Origin of the sequence: Exiguobacterium sp. s22 (assembly GCF_018617455.1) — a bacterium.
Classification (GTDB): domain Bacteria; phylum Bacillota; class Bacilli; order Exiguobacteriales; family Exiguobacteriaceae; genus Exiguobacterium.
In genome coordinates, this window is the sequence record NZ_JACSKD010000001.1 from 548,144 (window position 1) to 570,327 (window position 22,184).

Annotated in this window: 18 protein-coding genes; 4 read left to right on the top strand and 14 right to left on the bottom strand. The window is 46.5% G+C overall.

The window, feature by feature from the left end; genetic code table 11:
- Positions 1 to 11: 11 nt before the first annotated feature.
- Together KNO94_RS02860 and KNO94_RS02865 are read right to left on the bottom strand one after the other, a co-directional pair.
- Positions 12 to 3,020, bottom strand: coding sequence for an AAA family ATPase (locus tag KNO94_RS02860; protein ID WP_214777360.1), 3,009 nt, complete (start codon positions 3,018 to 3,020; stop codon positions 12 to 14).
- The gene (locus tag KNO94_RS02865; protein WP_214777361.1) at positions 3,020 to 4,123 is read right to left on the bottom strand and encodes an exonuclease SbcCD subunit D; all 1,104 of its coding nucleotides are present in this window, start codon (positions 4,121 to 4,123) and stop codon (positions 3,020 to 3,022) included. The genes KNO94_RS02860 and KNO94_RS02865 overlap by 1 nt, the downstream gene beginning before the upstream one ends.
- A gap of 107 nt (positions 4,124 to 4,230) precedes the next feature.
- Here KNO94_RS02865 and KNO94_RS02870 point away from each other — a divergent pair, with 107 nt between their 5' ends.
- From KNO94_RS02870 to KNO94_RS02880, 3 genes are read left to right on the top strand one after another with little or no spacing between them, the layout of a single operon-like run.
- Entirely contained in the window at positions 4,231 to 5,961 is a 1,731-nt protein-coding gene (locus KNO94_RS02870) for an ABC transporter ATP-binding protein (RefSeq protein ID WP_214777363.1), read from the top strand.
- Positions 5,913 to 6,830 carry an NAD(P)-dependent oxidoreductase gene (locus KNO94_RS02875; protein WP_353047823.1) on the top strand — a complete coding sequence of 306 codons (918 nt, stop codon included), beginning with the start codon at positions 5,913 to 5,915 and terminating at the stop codon, positions 6,828 to 6,830. Before KNO94_RS02870 ends, KNO94_RS02875 begins: the two co-directional genes overlap by 49 nt.
- Positions 6,831 to 6,875: 45 nt before the next feature.
- Complete coding sequence (locus KNO94_RS02880; RefSeq protein ID WP_214740858.1) at positions 6,876 to 7,103, top strand: DUF2188 domain-containing protein; 228 nt, start codon at positions 6,876 to 6,878, stop codon at positions 7,101 to 7,103.
- Positions 7,104 to 7,122: 19 nt separating this feature from the next.
- On the opposite strand, the gene KNO94_RS02885 is transcribed toward KNO94_RS02880, so the two are convergent.
- From KNO94_RS02885 to KNO94_RS02940, 12 genes are all read right to left on the bottom strand, one after another.
- The gene (locus tag KNO94_RS02885) at positions 7,123 to 7,767 is read right to left on the bottom strand and encodes a DUF975 family protein (RefSeq protein ID WP_214777367.1); all 645 of its coding nucleotides are present in this window, start codon (positions 7,765 to 7,767) and stop codon (positions 7,123 to 7,125) included.
- 72 nt (positions 7,768 to 7,839) lie between these two features.
- Positions 7,840 to 8,493 (bottom strand): copper homeostasis protein CutC, encoded by a 654-nt coding sequence (locus tag KNO94_RS02890; RefSeq protein ID WP_214777369.1) that lies wholly within the window; start codon positions 8,491 to 8,493, stop codon positions 7,840 to 7,842.
- A 13-nt stretch (positions 8,494 to 8,506) separates the two neighbouring features.
- Positions 8,507 to 9,277: a DeoR/GlpR family DNA-binding transcription regulator gene (locus KNO94_RS02895; RefSeq protein ID WP_214777371.1), complete on the bottom strand. Its 771-nt coding sequence runs from the start codon at positions 9,275 to 9,277 to the stop codon at positions 8,507 to 8,509.
- 174 nt (positions 9,278 to 9,451) lie between these two features.
- Positions 9,452 to 10,069 carry a glycerol-3-phosphate 1-O-acyltransferase PlsY gene (gene plsY / locus KNO94_RS02900; RefSeq protein ID WP_483299161.1) on the bottom strand — a complete coding sequence of 206 codons (618 nt, stop codon included), beginning with the start codon at positions 10,067 to 10,069 and terminating at the stop codon, positions 9,452 to 9,454.
- An 11-nt stretch (positions 10,070 to 10,080) separates the two neighbouring features.
- Positions 10,081 to 10,950, bottom strand: a complete 870-nt coding sequence (locus KNO94_RS02905) for a M15 family metallopeptidase (RefSeq protein ID WP_214777373.1) — start codon at positions 10,948 to 10,950, stop codon at positions 10,081 to 10,083.
- 79 nt (positions 10,951 to 11,029) lie between these two features.
- Entirely contained in the window at positions 11,030 to 11,446 is a 417-nt protein-coding gene (locus KNO94_RS02910) for an acyl-CoA thioesterase (protein ID WP_012726439.1), read from the bottom strand.
- A 31-nt stretch (positions 11,447 to 11,477) separates the two neighbouring features.
- The gene (locus KNO94_RS02915; RefSeq protein ID WP_214777375.1) at positions 11,478 to 13,736 is read right to left on the bottom strand and encodes an AAA family ATPase; all 2,259 of its coding nucleotides are present in this window, start codon (positions 13,734 to 13,736) and stop codon (positions 11,478 to 11,480) included.
- 56 nt (positions 13,737 to 13,792) lie between these two features.
- Positions 13,793 to 14,470: a hypothetical protein gene (locus tag KNO94_RS02920; protein WP_214777377.1), complete on the bottom strand. Its 678-nt coding sequence runs from the start codon at positions 14,468 to 14,470 to the stop codon at positions 13,793 to 13,795.
- Between the two features lie 102 nt (positions 14,471 to 14,572).
- The gene (locus tag KNO94_RS02925) at positions 14,573 to 16,138 is read right to left on the bottom strand and encodes a BCCT family transporter (protein ID WP_214777379.1); all 1,566 of its coding nucleotides are present in this window, start codon (positions 16,136 to 16,138) and stop codon (positions 14,573 to 14,575) included.
- A gap of 126 nt (positions 16,139 to 16,264) precedes the next feature.
- Positions 16,265 to 16,828, bottom strand: a complete 564-nt coding sequence (locus KNO94_RS02930; RefSeq protein ID WP_251125770.1) for a DUF3939 domain-containing protein — start codon at positions 16,826 to 16,828, stop codon at positions 16,265 to 16,267.
- 46 nt (positions 16,829 to 16,874) lie between these two features.
- Positions 16,875 to 19,589: an aconitate hydratase AcnA gene (gene acnA / locus KNO94_RS02935; protein WP_214777381.1), complete on the bottom strand. Its 2,715-nt coding sequence runs from the start codon at positions 19,587 to 19,589 to the stop codon at positions 16,875 to 16,877.
- 194 nt (positions 19,590 to 19,783) lie between these two features.
- The gene (locus KNO94_RS02940) at positions 19,784 to 21,382 is read right to left on the bottom strand and encodes a peptide chain release factor 3 (RefSeq protein WP_074033192.1); all 1,599 of its coding nucleotides are present in this window, start codon (positions 21,380 to 21,382) and stop codon (positions 19,784 to 19,786) included.
- A 178-nt stretch (positions 21,383 to 21,560) separates the two neighbouring features.
- Between KNO94_RS02940 and KNO94_RS02945 the strand changes: the two genes are divergently transcribed.
- A complete protein-coding gene (locus tag KNO94_RS02945; protein WP_214740875.1) occupies positions 21,561 to 21,992 on the top strand; it encodes a DUF2621 domain-containing protein in 432 nt (143 codons plus the stop codon).
- Positions 21,993 to 22,184 lie beyond the last annotated feature (192 nt).

The following is a 22,184-nucleotide window of genomic DNA, read 5'->3' on the forward strand; positions in this document are numbered from 1 at the left end:
TTTCACAACTATCACTCCACAATCAGCTGGATCGTCGACCCGCTTCTAGTTTTACTGACTTCAATCCGTGCATCCACACGGTCTTTCAATTCTTGAACATGACTGATGACCCCTACGAGTCGACCTGTCGACTGGAGAGACATCAATAATTCAATCGCCTGGTCTAATGATTCGGCATCGAGCGTCCCGAATCCTTCATCAATCAGCATCGTCTCAAGACTGATGCCTCCACTTAATTGTTGCACGACTTCCGCAAGTCCAAGTGCAAGCGAAAGCGACGCTTTAAATCCTTCGCCTCCGGAAAGGTTTTGAACACGACGGGATTGTCCTGTATATGCATCGAAGACGAGAAGTTCAAGTCCTGATTTGGCGTTCCCTTTTGCCGTTTCAATTTTGCGCTCGAGTCGGAATTGTCCGCTCGTCATTTGATCTAAATGAATGTTAGCAGCATGTAAGATTTGATCAAAAAATGCTGTTTGGACATAGGTTTCAAACGTCATTTTTTGTGGATTGATCCCTTTCCCAGTATCAGCAATCAATTTGATGGTTTGTAACTGGTTCTCTTCGTTGGCTGTACTCTCACGAAGGGCAGACCATTCTGAGGTGATTTGGCGATGTCTCGCTAACGCGTCTTGTGCTGTGATCAACTCTTTTGAAACTTGTTCATATTGCGCAGTAGCTTCCCTCACTTTTGCTTCCACCCGCTCAAGATCGGGCCGGCTAACATCTCCAAGTTTATCCTCGATTATTTGCTTTCGATGACGGAGGCGAATGCCTTCTTGTTCCTCTTCAAGCAGTTGATCGCGAATCATCTGTCGTTGATTGATTTGACTCGCAATTTCTTCATAGCGTTCCCGCGTCAGATTGGTCGACGCAAGTTGTTCGGTCCAAATCGATTGGTGCGACTCGTATTGTTTTTCCAACTCTCTCAATTGTTCACGGGTCACGGAAAGACGCTCTTCTTCTTTCCACAGCGCTTTCTTCACTGCTTCCAATTGCTCATCAAATGATTCGAGGTTCTTTAAAAGTAGTGTCAGTCGATGATGTTTTTCATTTCGTTCTGATTGCAGGGACTCCAACGTCACATCATCCGTCTGACCGAGGCTATGCAGTTTTTGTTGAATCCCTTCAAGTTCTGAGAGAACACGCTGACGTTCCTCAAACTGGTCACGACGTTGTTGTTCCAATTGTCTAATCTCGTTGGTCAGTTGACGCAATGTTCGCTCATTCTCTTGGCGAAGCTGTTCGTCACGCTGTAGCGACTTTAGATGGGACTGCCATCTTTCAATCTCATCCGAAATATCATGCTTGTGTTGAACGTCTTTAGATGCCTGTTCAAACTCCAAGCGTGTTGTTTCGAGTTGTTGATGAAGAGAACGATAATCTGCCCTCGCCTCAATCAAGCGTGTCGACAATTCCTCAAGTCGTAATAACGCTTCCTCTCGAGCGGCAATGTCTTCAATCACGGCTTCGGGTTGTGACATTTCATGGTGACGAGATCCACATACAGGACACGGTTCACCTTCTTCAAGTGTGTCACGTAGCTGTGTCGCTAAAACGAGTTGCTCTTGTTGTTTATATGTTAAAACGATTTCTTGCTGTATCGTATATTGTCGCTGAATCTCTTTTCCAGAGCGTTCACATGCTGCAAGTTGTTTTGAGAGGTCACTGATTTTTGTTTCAAGCGTTTTCAGTTGAATCAATCGATCGACATAACGTTCGACATCGACAGAACGTTCAGTTGGCTCAGTTTTCAAGCGTTCAACGAGTTCGTGTTCATGTACTTGTAGTTCATTCAATCTCGACTCTTTTGAGAAGTCCGCTAATGCCTTCGATTTCGTTTCTAATTGTTGACGACGAGAAACGAATAAAGCACGTTCTTCGATTTGAGGCATCAACTCATCAATCACTCGAAGCCGCTCACGGAGTGACCCGACCTCTTGTCTGCCCGCTTCCATCGACGACTGCTGTTCTTCCAATTTTGATTGTGTCGTTTTCAATTCTTCGTACTTAGTCAAAGAAGTTTGTTTTTCAGTCGTCAATCGCTGTAGTTGTCGTTCCATCTCAACGAGACGATCAAACACAGGACGAATATTGGCTGCCGCCTCTAACAGTTGTAGTCGGTCTCGACGTTCGTTTCGTAACACTTCACCTTCTAAAAAGGCTTCGAGTGCCCGATTCGTTTCTTCTCGTTCGTTGAACAGTCCGATCAGAGACTTCGCAACTTCAAGTTCATCTCGAACTTCTTCGAGCGTTTTAAGATATTCTCGTTTCTTGAGATCCACCGTGTCACACGTTTCAATTAAACGCTCTTCCCGTTCTTCAAGCCATCGAATAATCTCATCAATCGGTTTGACCGAGACTTCTTCAATTGACTCGTCTTCGAGTTCGAGTAACTTGAGGCGTGTTCGTTCCACCGACCACTCGACTTGTTTTCGATATGCGCTATATCGTTCTGCCCATTTTTCTTGAAACGACCGATACGCTTCCGTCTTGAAAATAGATTGTAAGATTTGTTGCTTTTCATTCGAATTAGAGTCAAGCAGTTGTCTAAATTGATTTTGCGGCAGTAACAAAATTTGACTGAATTGTTCATATGAAAGTTGTAAAATCCATTCGATTTGTTCTTGAACCTCATTGACTTTAGTAGCCAGCGGTTTCCAACCATCCTCCCATTCATATAGAACCGCCTCATGAGGGATTGGCGTCTTGTTTACAGGATGGGGTTGCTGCGGTTGTCGAACGATTCGATAGCGTTCTCCTCGAATCGTGAATGAGAAATCGACCTTTGTTATCGTTTCAGGTGTCGCGTACTGGCTTCTGAAGTCACTCGCGTTTCGGAGCGAACCACTCGCCCGTCCATAAAGAGCAAATGTCATCGCATCAAAGATGGTCGTCTTTCCCGCACCTGTCCGACCACTTACAACAAACATGGAACGACCCAACAACTGTGTAAAATCAATTGTCTCTCGTTCTGCGTATGGCCCAAACGCTTGCATCATCAATTCGACCGGTCTCATCAGACATCACCTTCTTCTATCATTTGCTTCACGGTATCTGGTGCAGTGCGATCATGAACGGCCTCAAAAAATTGTACATATACTTCTTCGACCGACTGTCTCTCGAGCATCTCACGTTCAAACGTGGACGTCTGTTCCTGACGGCGCAACATTTCCAATTCAAGATGTAGGATATTCGGATAGACGGTTCGGAGCTTCGCCATCGGATCGTGTAATGCTGTCTCATTGGTCAACACAATTTTGAGGTAATCATCCGTTTTCTGTTGCTGATAGAAAGTTGGGGAAAGGAGCTCATCTAGCGTTCCGGTAAGTTGTCGCATATCTCGCTCTGGTGTCAACGCACGGCGACGACGGTTCCATCGCCCGTCCCACTCTAGAATATCCACAGATTTCTGATGATTGACCTCGGAAAACGAATATTTCATGAGCGATCCACTATATGCGATCGTTTCAGAATGAATTGCATCACGATTATGTAGATGACCTAGTGCCGTATACGAAAAAGGCTCATACAACCCTTTCGCGACCTGTCCTGCCGTGCCGACAGATAGTTGACGTTCTGAATCCGTCTCCAACCCACCTGCCACAAAACTGTGACCGACCGAGACCGCGTTCTTCTCAATGTCTCCATACGCTTCAATCACAGCCTCTAGTGCGTCATGATGTGTGCGAATCGTATCGATACCGAGAATGTGTCGCACCCTGGCCGGTTCAAGAAACGGGATTGGATAGAACGGGATGCCCGCGACCTCGAGCGGACCAATAGCGGGGTCTAGTTTCCCGATGATATGGAGCCCCACTTGTCTCAGCAATTTCGAACTATATTCGAGACGTTCTGCAGAATCATGGTTTCCAGCGATGGCAATGACGGGGATTTCCCGTTTCAGAACAAGTTCTCGCCACATTTCATCAAGTAGATCGACCGCTTCCACGGGGGGGACGGCACGGTCGTACAAATCCCCTGCGATGATCACCGCATCCGGTTGTTCTTCATCCACAATATTTAAAAATGAATGAAATAGTATATTCCGTTGATCTTCTGTCATATGACGACCGTGGACAATCTTACCAAGATGCCAGTCGGCCGTATGAATCCATTTCATCACGTATCACCTCTCTTTCCTATTCTAGCATGAGTCATTCGAATGATTCGACGTCTTGACACCCGTTTTTGAAACAGCGAAAGTAAGAAGAGAGGAGGATTGTCAAAATGAAATCATCAACATGGCAAACTTTTTTTCAACTGTTCAAAATCGCAAATCCTCCGAAAGGATTATTTGTCGGCGCTATTCTCATCTCACTCCTTCAAGCCGTCGCCTCACTGGCCATTCCGCTTATCTTGCAACGGGTGGTCGACCGATGGAGCAGCGACTTATTGACACCAGAATGGATTGCATATTTCCTCGTTGCATTTCTGATTCAGATTGTCACGAGTGCCGTGTCGATTTATTGGTTACATATTGTCGGCCAACGGGTCGTCGCCAATTTACGCACGACCTTATGGGATCATCTCGTCAAATTGCCGATTCCATTCTATGACGGCATCAAGTCGGGTGAACTAGTGTCTCGATTGAACAATGATACGACGACACTTCAACAACTCTTGTCCGAACAGAGTGTCAGGTTGTTGACCTCAATCGTCTCCGTCATCGGTGCCGTCGCCATCTTGTTCACACTCGATTGGCAGATGACACTCGTCATTTTGTTTTCTGTCCCGACCACACTCATCATTGTCATACCGCTCGGACGAAAGCTACGGATTATCGCAAAAGAAACACAACAAGAACTCGGGAATCTTTCCGGCTTCTTTGCCGAACTGCTCGGTGAGATTCGCCTCGTCAAATCACAAGCGACGGAACAAACGGAAGTGAAAACCGGCAAAGCAAAAATCGAGACACTGTTCGATTACGGGGTGAAAGAAGGACGAATTCAAGCAATCCTCATCCCCCTTCTCAATGTGACCTTGACCGGGATGTTGATTGCCATCCTCGGGTTCGGCGCATATCGCGTCTCGACCGGGGCTTTATCAACGGGCGAACTACTCGCCTTCATGCTCTATCTCTTCCAAATCATCACGCCGCTCATCACGATGAGTGAATTCTTGACAAGGCTTCAAAAGGCGCGTGGAGCTACGGAACGCATTGCTGAATTGCTCGAAGTCAGTCCCGAACCATACAGCACACATGAAGAAACGATTCATCAGACAGCACTCTCATTTGAAGACGTTGCTTTCCATTATGGCACTGAACCCGTCATCCAAGAATTGACACTTCACGTTTCACCGGGGGCGACAACCGCCATCGTCGGACGGAGTGGTGCCGGCAAAACGACACTTTTCTCACTTGTCGAACAGTTCTACACACCGACGGCAGGAACGATTCGATATGGAAATCGAGAGATTCAAACATACGGGCGTGACACTTGGCGTCAAATCATCGGATATGTCGCTCAAGATTCACCTGTTTTATCTGGATCTGTACGGACGAACATCCTATATGGACTTCGACATGAAGCGAGCGATGATGAAATCAGAGAGGCCTGTGAGATGGCCAACGCATGGTCGTTCATTGAAACGATGCCACATCAGCTCGATACGGAAATCGGGGAGCGAGGCATCCGTTTGTCTGGCGGGCAGCGGCAACGACTTGCTATCGCGCGTGCGTTGTTACGAAATCCACAGATTTTATTGCTCGACGAGGCAACATCAAGTCTAGATTCCGAATCAGAACGTGTGGTCCAAGAAGCGTTAGACCGCCTGATGGTCGGGCGAACGACGCTTGTGATTGCCCACCGACTCTCGACTGTCAGACATGCTGACCAGATTGTCGTCTTAGAAGACGGACGAATCAGCGGGATCGGGAAACACGAGCAACTATTAACGGAGAACGCACTATATCAGCGACTCGTTTCACAACAACTACTAGGGGGACAAGCCACATGAAAACAATCGGATTTATCGGACTCGGGGTCATGGGTCAATCAATGGTACGTAATTTGATGAAGCACGGATTTGACGTGCAAGCATATACACGAACGAAAGAGAAGGCAGCTACACTGTTAGAGGAAGGTGTGTCATGGTGTGACTCGGTACGGGACGTTTGCCGAGATGCCGATGCCGTCATCACGATCGTCGGCTATCCGTCCGATGTCGAATCCATCTATTTTGGCGAAGGGAACATTCTTGATTCGGCACAACCAGGTACATTGTTGATCGACATGACGACGTCTTCTCCAAAACTGGCTGAACGAATCGCCGAGACTGCCATTGAGCGAAGTCTCCTCCCACTTGACGCACCGGTCACGGGAGGCGATGTCGGAGCAAAAAATGGAACGCTTTCGATTTTAGTCGGTGGGGGTGAGTTCGCGTTCAATAAAGCGAGACCGTTATTTGAGGCGATGGGACAATCGATTGAACGAATGGGATACGCTGGAAGCGGACAATACGCAAAACTCTCCAATCAAATCGCCATTGCTGGAATCATGATGGGGAATGCTGAGATGCTAGCGTTCAGTAAACGGGCTGGGATTGACCCAGAGGCACTCGTTCGTACGATTCGTGGCGGGGCAGCCGGTAGTTGGACGCTTGAAAGTCTGGTTCCACGCATGATTGTCGAGGATTATGCACCTGGTTTCTTCATCAAACACTTCATCAAAGACATGACACTCGCCATCGAAAGTGCTCGTGAGCTACAAGTGACATTACCAGGTCTCGAGCTCGCACATCGCCTGTATTCAATTCTTGAAAAGAACGGGTATGGAGAGAATGGCACGCAAGCACTGATCGAGTATTATCTCCATCAAGACGTTTGAAACCGGACGTTTGTGGAATTAGTAGGAATGAAGGAGGCGATTTTCGTGCCATGGAATATGAAAGACTATCCGGAATCACTGAAAAACTTCGATCCACTTGTAAAAAAGAAAGCGATTGATATTGCGAACGCATTACTCGCGCAAGGTTACTCCGAGACGAAAGCCATTCCCATTGCCACCGAGCAAGCGAAAAAGTGGCATGCGGATGCGTCGGAGGAGGAAAAACAAGATTTTGAAGACGCCCCAAATCCGAAAAAGTCAGATCAGCACTAAACGTCAACAACCGGTCGGATTATCCGACCGGTTGTTTTGCTTGATAAGAGGCTTTCATCTCTAAATAGAGACCTGAGATGGCCGTTTGAAGATATGGCGTGACAAAGATGTATGCCAGCCCACCAGTGAGGAGCACTATCGCGTACCAACCGATAAAACTTGCAAATAGTTTTAACATCGTTTGCTTGTGCCCTTTCATCATCTGTCGACTCTTACGCATTGCCTGAAACGCTGAAAGGTCAGGCTCATCCCGCATGATGAACGGAACAACCCGATACGTCAAATAAAACCAGACACCAGGTACGATCAGCAGGAGCATCAGTACGTTTAGCCCTAAATAAAATACCGCATAATAGACCACGGCACGTGAATAGTCTTTCAGGGACCCGAACGATTCAATCAACAATCTGAACGTCGGCTTTTCATCTTTCGCTACCTGAAGAAACACCCAATTTTTCCCGAGCTCGATGGGAGCGAGCAATACCGTTGCCCCGTACAAGAGTGCCACTGAAGTAAGAAGAACTTCAGGGTCGTCCGTCGAAAGGTCAAGACGTGTCGTAATCATCGCTTGAATGACCATGACCGTTAAGACAACGAGTAATGAGATGCCCCACTTCCCTGATAGCATTCGTAGCGCATATTGTTTGTAAACGGAAGATTGCATGAATTCACCTACATTTGTTGTTTTCTCTCATTATAGCAAAAAAACAGTCTTTCGACTGTTTTTCGCCTTGGTTCACCCTCGAAGTTGTTTGAATTTCACTTCATCGAGCTCTCCGTCCGTTCGTACCCCATTTCCGATGTGAACCATTTCAACATCTAATCGTTCTTGTAGGACAGGTAATGTTTCCACATGGATTCCTGCGCCAGGCAAGAGGGTCATCTCGGCTACTTCATGTAGTCTGGCTAATGTGTCGATTCCGTCCAACGCGGTGTCAGCACCACCTGACGTCAACAAGATATCCACTTCTGGATATTCGTTCAACACTTCAATCGCTTCCAACACATCACGTGATGCATCAAATGCTCGGTGGAATGTGAGTGTCATTTCCCCTTTATGTTTAATGACTTCTCCTAAAATGCGTTCATCGATTGCTCCGTCCTGTGTCAGCGCACCGAATACGATGCCGTTCACACCTAATTCACGGCACAGACCGATATCCGCAAGCATCGTTTCAACGTCATCCTCGTTATAATAGAACGAGCGTGTATGTGGGCGAATCATCACATGTACGGGAATCGAAACGTGTTCAACCACATTCCGAATCGTTCCGAAGCTTGGCGTAATTCCTCCGTTATCCATGTCGGCAATCAGCTCAAGCCGATCTGCACCGAGTTGTTCTGCCCGTATGGCTTCTGATAGTGTTGTGACAATCACTTCAATTTTCATCTAATCGCTCCCTTTACGGCGCGAACTTCCAGTCCACACCATGTTCGGCTAGAACGCCTTTAAAATCTTGAGGTTCCGGAAAATCAGAGATAATCGCCGTCACCTTCGAAAAGTCACAGACACGATACCGCTTCTGCTGATTTAGTTGCGTATGGTCTGTCAATAAGAACGTCTCGCGACTTTGTGACATCACCGATTGTGTGATACTCGCTAAACCGAACGCATCACAAGTTAATCCAAGCGACGAATCGACCCCTTCAACGGACAAAATCGCAAGATCGAACATATAGGTTTGAAGTTGTCCAAGGACTTGTTCACCGGTCGTCACGAGATGCTTCGGGTCGATTGTACCACCTAGTAATTGAATTTCGCCACCAAGGACACCTTTCGCTCGTTGTTCAAACAAAGCTTTCGCAACAGTTAACGATGGAGTGACCACTGTGACATTTCTACCACGAAGCCGAGCTGCCACTTGTTCGGCAGCGACACCGTGTCCAATGTAAAGAAGCGTATCATCTGGAATTAATTGAAAAGCCGTATAGGCAATACGACGAATGCCGTCCATGTTCGCAATCACGATTGGTTGAAAGGACATGCTTTGATGAAGGACCGCTCCCCCGTACACTCGTTTAATGCGATGTTCTTTCTCTAATTCTTCTAAATAACGTCGAATCGATTCCCCTGACACGTTCAATCGTTCGATCAGTTCGCTCGTTTTCACTTTTCCTTCACGTTCGATCCATTCGACAATTTTTTGTTTACGTTCTTCACCGATTAAAGACACGTCCCTGCCTCCTCCACAAAAATCTTTCCTTTTCTAGTGTAACGAACGCATGTAAATTTAACGTAAATTGAAAGTAAAGAACGAGCAAATCCAACATGTTTTTGTTTCTTTTTTGTGTAAATCAACGACAATGCACAAAAAAAGGCACGTCATCTTTGACGTACCTCTCCATTCTCATTTCGTCTTGTTTTGAAAAAGTGGAACTTTCGGTTCTTCTCCCGCTCGAATACGTTGCCAATTCGTACGATGTTTAATGATGATGAATAATGCCAAAGGTACGATGACAATGAGTGGTAACCAGTCTTTCGTCAGCAAACTGTATGTCGTCGCCGTGATGAGCCCCACAACTGCAGCAGCCATCGAGGAGAGGGATACCATGCGCGAAATCAATAGCGTTATGATAAATGTTCCAACAACGACGACAAAGAACCAAGGGAACGCGGCCAACAGAACGCCACCGCTCGTTGCGACCGATTTCCCGCCTTTGAATTTCGCAAAGATCGGATAAGAATGACCAATCACAGCCGGAATCCCGGCGAGAAGCAAGCTCATCTCACTTCCAAATAGCAGCGGCAATAAGGCGGCGATAAGACCCTTTCCCATGTCGCCGAGGAGGACCAAGATGCCAGCCTTCTTTCCAAGGACACGGAACGTATTCGTCGTCCCGAGGTTGCCGCTCCCATGTTCACGCACATCCACTCGATATCCGAGCTTTCCGATGATGAGTGCAAATGGAATGGACCCGAGTAAATAGCTTAAAATCACAATCAAAATTTCTGTCATATATGGCATCGCAATACCCCTTACTTCATAAATTCTGCAATATACCGATCATATGGCTGATTCAATTCATGCACTCGTTTCGCATGCTCAATACCGATATACCGTAAATGCCACGGCTCATACATATATTCGGTCTCATTCTCAAACGCTTTCTGATAACGAATGATAAAACCATACTCATGTGCATGATCCGCTAGCCATTTGCCCTCAACCATCTCACCCAGATTTTGAGTGAGTTGATAATTCACTGAGGCACTCGATACGTCAATGGCAAGACCTGTTTGATGTTCCGAATGGCCAGGCGGTGCGGAATATTTCATAGCTTGCTCTTTTCCGTCCCGTTCGACATATGCATTGAATAGGTTGACTTGATAATCGTAAGAACGAAACGCACTCGTCCCTTTTAAATCGATTCCGTCCGCTTTCGCACCTTTCATTAATGCTTCAATTGCGCGTGCCGCTTCTTTTCGTAACATTCGACGTTCGCCGACTGTTGAATCGACAAAATCAATTTTCGCTTCCACCAAATCGCTTGGTTGGTAATCAGAAGGCAATGCAATTTGCTTGTTTACTAGAATCAATTCATCTAAATCCAAATTAGCCATTCCATTTACCTCAATCGGTTGAGCAGCTGTCGCAGGCTCTTCTTCTGCAGGTCCTGTTGGTTGTTCAGCTATTGGCGCATCCTCTGTAGGTTCTTCTTCAGTAGGTGACTCCACGTCCCCTACATCTTCCTGATTAACATTCGTTTCATTTGGTTCAGTCTCTGGTTCATCTATAGTTGATGACTGTGTCGTTGGTTCTTTCGGTTCAACTTGCTCGTTTGTGGTACAACCGGCTAACATGAACGTCAAGGCGCCGCAAACCATCAAAAGTGATGGATAACGCATGCGATCTTCCCCTTTCTAGATAACAAAAAAGTACCGTCAAGATATGATACCATACTGACGGTACGAAGACAGAAGATTCTTAGACAGGATTCATGACGTTCAAGTACATCTCATGCCATTTCGGGAATTCCCGATCGAGACGAATCGGTTTGAAATCACCACGTTTGACGACTACGTGCGTCGTCGTCGCTGTGCCGACCAGTTCTCCGTGTTGATTCGTCAATTCGTAACCATAAATCGTTCTGATTTTGGAGTATTGATCGACCCAAACACGAACATGAACCGTATCACCATACGTTACGCTTCGTTTGTAATCCATAGACACGTTTGTGACGGGTGATACGAATCCCGCCTCTTCCATGTCTTTATATTCGACACCGAGTTGTCGCAACAGTTCGGTACGCGCAATTTCTAAATAAACTAAATAGTTGGCATGATAGACGATTCCCATCATGTCCGTTTCTTGGTACCTTACTGGAATTTGAACCGTATGCATTGAATCATCCTTCTTTCCTACTCCTAGTATATTATAACTTACTCTTAATATCTACTACTAATAATTGTTGAAGAGCTAGTTCATCCTCTTCTTCATTCACGAGTCGATATGACTGTCGGGCAATCGATTCATCGATGACGGAGAGGGCCGTCCGTGCATTCGCATGTTGGATATCGCTTAATCGATTCGCCAATGCATCAGTCGCCTCTTCATTCATCTCATACCCAAATTGATTCGCATAGTTTTTTGCGATTTCAACTAACTGTTCCTGAGAATAATCATTGAAATGAATAGTTCGTTTCATTCGACTGCTCAGCCCTGGATTCGATTCAATCAATCTGCGCATCGGCCCTTCATATCCTGCAAGGACAACCACCAAGTTCTCACCGTGCTTTGGCATCTCATCCACGAGCGTATCAATCGCTTCCCGACCGTAGTCGTTTGCCCCTCCGTTCAGACTATACGCCTCATCAATCAGTAAGACCCCACCGAGCGCATCACGAATCGCTGCTTTCGTTTTTTGAGCTGTCTGCCCTACATAACCGCTGACCAAATCCGCACGACTGACGACATTCACATGCCCTCGCTTTAAATAACCTGTTCGTTTCAACATCTGAGCATACAAATAGGCAAATGTTGTCTTCCCAGTCCCACTGTTTCCAGTGAGTGTCATATGAAGTTGGACTGGTGCCGTTTTTAAGCCGAGCGCCTTCCGTCTCTTCTGAATCTCAACGAGTGCTTCGATTTCTGCTAGTTGTGCTTTCGCCTCTTCCATGCCTACAAGATCGTCTAAGGAAGTTTCGCCCGAGTCGTCCGAAGCCTGCTCGAAATCCTCTTCTGTCAATAATGCCATCTCGTCGAGTGGGGCGTCTGCTCCGAAACGAGATCCTTTTTTGAACATCGCATCGAGCAAAATATTATGAACCGTACGGGCGTTACCAAACGATGAGTCGACCCGTTCCCGGTCAATTCGAGTAAGGAGTGCGCGCTTCGCTCCCTCGGTCAACACATAATTATTCTCCTGTGCCACTTTTTCACCGATAGCAACCAATTCCTCATCACGATAGTTCGGTAGCTCATAGTGATTCGATTCAGGAAAGCGTGAACGTAAACCAGGGTTTGCCAATAGAAAATGACGCATTTCTTCTGGATAACCTGCTAGAATGACGACAAACTTGCCCGCATATTCCCCACTCGTCATCGCTGCGACAAGCGTATCAATTGCCGCTTGCCCATAATCACTTCCGCTTGCATCTTGTCGCTTCAACGCATATGCCTCGTCAATGAACAAGACGCCACCTTCCGCTTCTTTTACTTTGTTCATCACTTGCTCTTCTGTTTGTCCAACATACGCGCCAACTAGGCTAGACCGATCCGCCTCGACGAGGTCTGGACGGCTGAGAAGCCCGAGTTCAAAATAGATTTCTGCCATGAGTCGTGCCAAGGTCGTCTTACCGGTTCCTGGGTTTCCAGTGAAGACGAGGTGTAAAGAAGGCTGGTGCTTAGAAGAAAATCCAGCTTTTTCTCTTTCTTTTTGAAATAGGAGAAAACGATACCACGCCTTCACACGTTCTTTAATATCATCAAGACCAATCATTTCCTCAAGCGACTCAATCGCGCTCGAACGAGTTTCGATATTACGTTCCGGTAACAGTTCACAGATCGTATCTAGTCGTTCTTTAACGAGTCCGACCCGTTCCCCGAATCGACGAAACGCTTCCCGGCTAAAATAATTTCCTTGCATCGATGCCAATAAGGAAGCTGTATCATCCTCAAGGGAGGCGACCTCCTGCATTGCCTCGATAATTGCCTCAAACAGATTCTCGAGCTGCCCCCGCCATTCTGAATCACGCAAATCTGACTTTGCAGCTTCCACTTCATCGTGAAGTTGATCGAGCTGATCGAGTAACGCGGATGTCTTCGATTCGTACTCAGTCAAAATTTGCACCTTCATCGAAGCATAATCTGCCTCACGTAGTGTCGGCCAATCGATTTGAAGCGCCTGTTTCGCTCGACGTAACTGTTCATTCAACTGAAAGAACCTCAACTCCGGAGGTAACGCATTCATCGACTCTAATTCTTTCACCCAGCGGTTGAGCAATGGATCCATTGTCCCTTTGTGTTCGAGACGGTGTGTCGCAAGTAATGTAAGTGAACGAATCAACTCTTCCTGGTGATGCGTGGCGCGAGACCAATGTGCATAGGATAGCAATGCTGCCTCATCAATCTTTTCTCCAGCTTCCCAGTTCGTCAAATCCGTTTGGACTTGTTCCACTTGAATTTGTTTCATACTGTTCTCCCTTTCAGACGACAAGGGAGCCGACATCATGTCTGCTCCCCATCGGATTATCTTGATTCAAAAGATGTCATCCGAATCGAATGGAATAACTTCCCGTTATTCCGCGATTCTGCCGCGAGCAAAATTCGTTCATGCGCATCGACATAGTATGTGACTGTCTCTTTATTCTCTTCTTCACTAAAAATTGACGGATAGTTTTTAATCCATTCTTCCGGGACCGTCTCGGCAGATTCAGACTTCACGTAGGCTTGTGCCGTTCGACCGACGATGTCTGTTTCCCCTTCACTCGAACCGAGTGTTCCATCATCTAACCATTTACGGATCTGTTCGTTCGTGGCACGTGATAAGAATGGATGAGGGGCCACGGCTCCTGATTGAGTTTCCTGACGAAGAATCTCTTCTCCATCCGGGTCAAATTCTAAATACGTTTTTCCGTCCCATTCTGCTTTGGCGCCAACGTTTGGGCCCGTTACGACTTCTGAGACGAAATGCCCGTTTTCGTCATACGTGACGAGATATTCTCGTTCCTCAAGTTCTTCCCCTTCTTTCGGAAGTTTACGCTCCTTGTATCTGATGACGACATTTGAATAGAAAGGTTCGACCTGTTCTTCTTCTCCAGCATTGAAATTCATGAGTACATAGAAATTGTAAGCGAGTAGTGCCCCGACAATGAGGATGCCGGCCAATATCACCCAGCTTAACCGTTTTTTTATCTGTTGTTTCATAGCCTATCCTCCTCGTTTCTTCACTTACTATCCTACACTAGCGAGGAGGACAATCAAAATATTTTCAACTAAAAAAGGGTCTCCCATGAGACCCTTCCCGATTTAACCTAGTTTATCGTCGTCTTTCTTTTGCATTTCAATCCATTTATCTCGCTCATCTGGTTCGTCGGCCAAGTCCTTGAACAAGGCAACAATCATAAAGATGAGAACGAATATGAATGGGAACGCCGCAAGAATGGCAACAGCTTGTAACGCATCCAACCCACCCGCGTAAAGAAGTACGGCAGCGATGGATGACTGGATGACACCCCAAGTCAATTTAATTCCCATCGGCGGAACGAGCTTCCCGTTCGAAGTAAGCATACCGAGTACATATGTCGCGGAGTCGGCAGATGTGATAAAGAAAGTCGAAATCAAGAAGATGGCGACGACACTGAGCACAGTACCGAATCCGCCAAACGTTTCAAAGAGGGCAAACAGCCCAACTTCAGTCCCAATCTCATTTACTTTACCAATCAAATCGTAGCCACCGAACAAGTCAGCCCAGATGGCCGATCCACCAAATACAGAGAACCATAACAGACCAAATGACGTTGGTACAAGCATGATTCCAATGATAAACTCACGAATCGTACGTCCTTTTGAGACACGGGCGATAAATGTTCCGACGAATGGTGACCATGAAATCCACCAAGCCCAGTAGAAGATCGTCCAACCGTTGATCCATTCACGTTCAACTGGCTCAAATGCAGCGGTACGGAAACTCATACCAGGGAGTTGTTGCAAGTATGTCCCTACTGTCTGTGTGAATAAGTCGAAAATGAATGCTGTCGGTCCGGCGAACATTGTCGCGACAAGTAACACGATGGCAAGGAAAATATTCGTATTACTCAGGATTCGAATCCCTTTTTCAAGACCGGTTGAAGCACTAATCATATAGAAGACTGTGACGACGGCGATGATGATCAATTGTGTGATGAAGGCGTTCGGTACCCCAGGGATGAGATAATGAAGGCCACCGGCAATCTGTTGAGCACCAAATCCGAGTGATGTCGCCACCCCGAATGCTGTCGCGATAACCGCAAGAATATCTACCGTCTGTTTAACAGGCTGCTCATAACGATTGTGTACTAATGAACCGATTGTTTCCCCAATCGTTGCAGGGCGTCCTTTTCTAAATGTCGAGTAGGCAATCGCCAGTGCGATCATGGCATAGATGGCCCACGGATGGAAGCCCCAGTGGAAAAACGCATAGCGCATTGCTGTTCGTGCGTCCCCTTCTGGTGTCGGTGAAGAGAATGGTGGTGAATGGAAGTGAAGCAACGGCTCTGCTGCTCCCCAGAAGATTAGACCAATCCCCATCCCCGCGCTGAATAACATAGCGAACCACGTCAAATAGCTAAATTCAGGTCGGTCCGTATCTTTTCCGAGACGAATCGAACCGTAACGTGAAAAGATTAAGAAGATGGCAACCAGTAAGAAACCAGTCGCGCTCAAGAGATAGAACCAACCCATCCCGTTTGAAAGCCACCCTTGTAATGTGCTCGTCACATTGATGAGGCTAGCATTTCCTAAAATACTTTCAGGGAAGAGTCCCCAAATCGTGAATAAGCCAGTTATGATTGCAGATACGACGAACACGGTCGTCACACGGCTTTTTCGTTCCATGAAAAATCACTCCTATTTAATTTTCTATTTTCATATACGTTTCCCACCCTAACATACTTTTCAAACAAGTCTCAACCCTAACTGTCTACAAATGTGTCGTTTACTGTAAAACAGATAGGTGTCTTGTCATGAATTTGATTCTTTCGGTTCAAGGGATACAATCAACGTCTCATCCACCACATAATACGGTCTCGTTGGTAACGTCTTTAAATAACCACCCTCACGTAATCGAGTCAAATCGAGCTGTAGTGCATCTTGAAATTTTCGCAACGGTAATTTTTTTTCTTCATCCATGTACAAATCGAGGGCACGTTGAACTTGATCCATCTCATAAATGACATCTCGTTCTTCTTCCGGTACGATATGAAACGTCTCTTTTGACATATAGAAACGTTGTTTCGGGACACCGGATAAATGATGTTTTAATCGTTTGGTGTCGATTTCTTGCGTGTCATCTAACAAGACGGTACGATTGACCCCTTTCGGTAACGTCTGTTCATATTCATGGATGGCTTGTCGCAATTCGGAAAGCGTCACATCGATCTCGCGATCGGATTCCACTTCTTTTTGTTGCGTCAAACGTCTCCACCAACTACTTTTCCCTTTCTCCTCTCGCTCCATAAGCACACCCCTCCCTGTCTTCCTGTTCCCGATTCCTTTAAAACTTTCACCATAAATTTGCATATTCATGAAAAAAACCTTCCTTTTTTCAAAGGAAGGTATGATTGTCTGAGACTTACTTCAATTTGTTACGGAGAACCATTTGCAAGATTCCACCATGACGATAGTAGTCGATCTCAACTTCTGAATCGAAACGTGCGATGACTTTAAATTCAGTCACCGTTCCGTTCTCATGTGTCGCTTTCGCGTTTAAGATATCACGTGGACGAACCGACTCGTCTACTTGGATATCGATTGCTTCCTCTCCAGTCAATCCGAGTGATTCTGCTGATTCACCTTCTAAAAACTGAAGCGGGAGGACACCCATCATGACAAGGTTTGAACGGTGGATCCGCTCAAAGCTTTGTGCGATGACGGCACGAATACCAAGGAGGTTTGTCCCTTTCGCTGCCCAGTCACGAGATGATCCCATTCCGTAATCGTTTCCAGCGAGGACGACAAGTCCTGTTCCCTGTTCTTTATACTTCATCGCCGCATCATACATCGGCATGATTTCACCAGTTGGCCAGTACGTTGTGAAGCCACCTTCTGTACCTGGCGCAACTTGGTTACGAATACGAATGTTCGCAAACGTACCACGCATCATGACTTCATGGTTACCACGGCGTGAACCGTATGAGTTGAAGTCAATTGGTTCTACCCCTTTTGAAAGGAGGTATTGACCAGCAGGTGTCGTTTTCGAGAACGATCCCGCAGGCGAAATGTGGTCAGTTGTGACCGAATCCGCGAACTTACCGATGACACGTAAGCCATTCAATGCATGAACCTCACCCGCTTCTGGCTCAAGTTGTTCGAAGAACGGTGGGTTTTGGATGTATGTCGACTCATCTGAGAAGTCGTACAAGTTTCCTTCTGGAACATCGAGTGCGTTCCAACGCTCGTTACCAGTGAAGACCGTTTCGTACTCTTTACGGAACGCTTCAGGTGAGACGACGTCTTGTACAACCATCTTGATTTCATCGTTTGATGGCCAGATGTCTTTGAAGTACACTTCATTTCCATCTTTATCCGTACCGAACGAATCATTCATGATGTCGAAGTTGACTGACCCTGCGAGTGCGTAAGCGACGACGAGTGGTGGTGACGCCAAGAAGTTCGCTTTCACGAGCGGGTGAACACGTCCTTCAAAGTTACGGTTACCCGAGAGGACTGACGACACGAGCAAGTCGTTATCCGTGATTGTTTCTTCGACTTCACGGTCAAGTGGACCTGAGTTTCCGATACACGTCGTACAGCCGTAACCGACCGTATTGAAGCCGAGTTCGTCCAAGTAAGAAGTCAAGCCGGCTTTATCGAGATAGTCCGTTACGACTTTCGAACCTGGTGCGAGGGATGTCTTCACGTATTTTGGAACCGTCAAACCACGTTCTACCGCTTTCTTCGCAACGAGTCCAGCACCGACCATGACGTATGGGTTTGATGTGTTCGTACAACTTGTGATGGCAGCAATCGCGACATCTCCCGTGCTCATGTCGACCGCACCGTCTTCATAGTTGACAGTCGCCTTCTTCTCAAGTTCCGAACGGTCAAGTCCAAATCCGCTGTTCCCTGCTGGAGCGCTCAAGCTGTCGATAAACGACGTTTGAACGTCTGAGAGATTGATTCGGTCTTGTGGACGTTTCGGACCTGCTAGTGAAGGTTCAACTTTTGACAAGTCGAGCGTCAATACTTTCGTGAATGTTGGATCAGCTTGGTCTGGCGTGTAGAAGAGATCGTTCGCTTTTGAATATTCCTCAACGAGTGAGATCAACTCTTCAGAGCGGCCAGTTGTACGCATGTAGTTCAATGTCTCTGTATCGACTGGGAAGAATCCACATGTTGCACCATATTCAGGAGCCATGTTTGCAATCGTCGCACGGTCTGAAAGTGGCATTGTATGAAGCGACGGTCCGAAGAATTCGACGAACTTCCCGACAACTTTTTCATGACGGAGCATCTCTGTTACGACGAGTGCCACATCTGTCGCTGTTACACCAGGGTTGACTTCACCGATGATTTTGACACCGACTACTTCTGGCACTGGGAAGTACGATGGTTGACCGAGCATACTTGCTTCCGCTTCGATTCCTCCAACGCCCCAACCGAGAACACCGAGTCCGTTGATCATTGTTGTATGTGAGTCCGTTCCGACGAGTGAATCCGGATAAGCAACTGTACCTTCAGCATCATTTTTCTCGAGGACGACTGAAGCCAAGTACTCTAAGTTTACTTGGTGAACAATTCCCGTTGCCGGTGGTACAGCACGGTAGTTGTCAAATGCCGTCTGAGCCCAACGTAAGAACTTGTATCGTTCTTCGTTACGTTCAAACTCGATGTCCATGTTTTTCATCAATGCGCCAGCGAAACCGTACGCATCTACTTGAACAGAGTGGTCAACGACGAGGTCGACAGGGATTTCTGGGTTGATTTTGTTCGGGTCTCCACCGAGGTCCGCCATCGCTTTACGAAGTGAAGCGAGGTCTACGACCGTTGGGACACCCGTGAAGTCTTGAAGAACAACACGTGCCGGTTTGAACGGAACGTCAATGTCTTTCGAGACGTCGGCAGTACCCCATTTTGCCAAGTTCTCGACATGCTCTTTTGTAATCGCGCGACCGTCTTGTTGACGGAGTACCGATTCGAGAAGTACGCGAATCGAATAAGGTAAACGGCTGATGTTCGTTAACCCTTCTTCTTCTAACTTTTTCAAACGATAAAAATCATACGATTGCCCGTTCGCCTCGAACGTCGTCCGAGATGCGAAGGCGTCTAAAACATTCGTCTGTTCCATTGCAATTTCCCCCTTTTTGAAAGCGCCGACCACACGACAATGCGTAATCGCTTACTTTTCACATATTTATCATAATACAAGTATAGCGTGACGTAAAATACATTCCGTCACAAATTAGTCATAAGTAAAACTTATCATCATCTAAAACCTTCTCCGAACAATAAAAAACACCTCAAAAATGAGGTGCTCCTTGCTTATTCTTCCGTTCCAATCTCTTCGTTGACATCTAAAGCCTCTACGAGCGTCAAATCGTCAGCGTGACGTTCTGCGAACCGCTCGTACGTGAACTCGTTCGCGAACAGGAATACCGGGCGCTCCCAGCGGTCCGTAACGAGCATGTTACGTGAATCTTGGAATGGTTTCAACGCCTTCAATTCCTTGTCTTTGACCCAACGTGCAACGCTGTATGATACAGGTTCCATCCGGATGTCCACGCCATACTCATTGTTCAAACGATATTCAAACACTTCGAACTGGAGTTGGCCGACCGCACCGAGATAAATCTCATTGTATTCGTTGCGATAAACTTGGATTGCTCCTTCTTGGGCAAGTTGCTCCACACCTTTGTGGAAGTGTTTCGACTTGAGCGAGTTGACAGGTGATACACGCATGAATAACTCAGGTGGGAATGTCGGCAATGCTTCAAAGGCAATCTTTTGCTTCGATGTCGTGATCGTATCCCCGATTTGATACGTCCCAGAGTCATAGATTCCAATAACATCACCGGCGAACGCTTGGTCGACCGTTTCACGATCATTGGCCATGAGTTGAGTCGACTGGCTCAATTTAATTTTCTTCCCGGTCCGGGTGAGCGTCACATCCATCCCACGCTCGAACACACCTGAACAGATTCGGACGAATGCGATTCGGTCACGGTGCGCTGGGTTCATGTTCGCTTGAATCTTAAAGACGAACCCACTGAAATCTTCCGATGTCGGATTGATTGGGCCGACGTTCGATTTACGTGCCTCTGGAGCCGGAGACATCTCCAAATAATGATTCAAGAACGCAGTCACACCAAAGTCAACGAGCGCCGTTCCGAAGAATACCGGCGTCAATTTACCGCTTTGAATCGCTTCCACATCAATCTCATTCCCTGCTCCGTCGAGGAGGTCGATCTCATCACGAAGATTCGTCAAGTTCTCTTCAGAAAGATGATCAGCGAGCACCGGATCATTTACCCCGTCCTCACTTAGTTGAAGTGTCGACTTGTCTCCGCGGAACAAATGAACTTCATTTTTCATTCGGTCATAGACGCCCTCGAACTGCATCCCGCTCCCGATTGGCCATGTGATGGCAACAGAAGGCATGCCGAGTACTTCCTCAAGCTCTTCCATTAGTTCAAGCGGGTCTTTCGCCTGACGGTCCAACTTGTTCATGAACGTAAAGATTGGGATTCCGCGCATCCGACAAACTTGGAATAGCTTTTTCGTCTGCGTCTCGATCCCTTTCGCGGCATCGATGACCATGACCGCGCTATCGACCGATGTCAACACGCGATACGTGTCTTCTCCAAAATCGTTGTGTCCTGGTGTATCCATAATGGATACGACTTTGTCTTGATAGATGAATTGCATGACAGACGATGTAACTGAGATTCCACGTTGTTTCTCAATTTCCATCCAGTCTGATTTGGCGTGCTTTGAATTTTTGCGTGCCTTGACCGTACCGGCTTCACGAATCGCACCACCGTGCAAAAGTAATTTCTCTGTTAATGTCGTCTTACCCGCATCCGGGTGAGAGATGATGCCGAATATTCGACGTCTCTCGACTTCTTGTTTCAATTGGCTCATATAAGATAGACCTTTCCTTTCTCGACTCAGTTCATGCTTATTCTCGTAGCAACGCTATCTATTCTATCGAAATCGATTGAGTTCGTCTATCCTAACGAGACGTGCGCCTTTTGCAAATGGATTCTTTTTTGTATACTAACGTTGATAGCAAGTGAAAGAATAGAACGGGGGAAAGACGATGCCAGAAAACTGGATGATGTATTTCATTGTATTCTGGGGATTCGTCATGATTGGTCTCATGACGATTGGCGGGTACTTCATGTTTCGCAAGTTTTTAAAACGTATGCCGAAAGAAGATGGACGTTCCCTACTTGACATTGAAGATGATTATATAGAGAGAACCCGGCACCTGTGGACGCCAGAAACACGGACGCTTTTAGATCGGCTCGTCTCGCCGGTTCCCGAATTGTTCCGTGACGTCGCCATCCGAAAAATAGCAGGAAAGATTGGTCAGTTCGCACTCGAATCGCGTGCGAAAAAAATGACAACGGAACTTGTCGTCAAAGGGTATATTGCCGCAACACCAAAGCGAGACCACAAATTTTTAAAAAAGGCGTTATCTGAAGAACAGATTGATTGGACACCTTATGAACATTATTTTCAGCAGTAGACTCTATCTCATTCAGATAGAGTTTTTTATTTGTCGAATTGTGCGATTTGCCTAATAGGTAAAAAGTACCTTTTATTTTACTATTTATAATATCAAAATAACGTTCAATTTTTAGACAATATTGAAAACGCTTACAATAAATTGGTATGACCAATATTGATATAATTTCTCTCAGTTCGACATAAAAAAAAG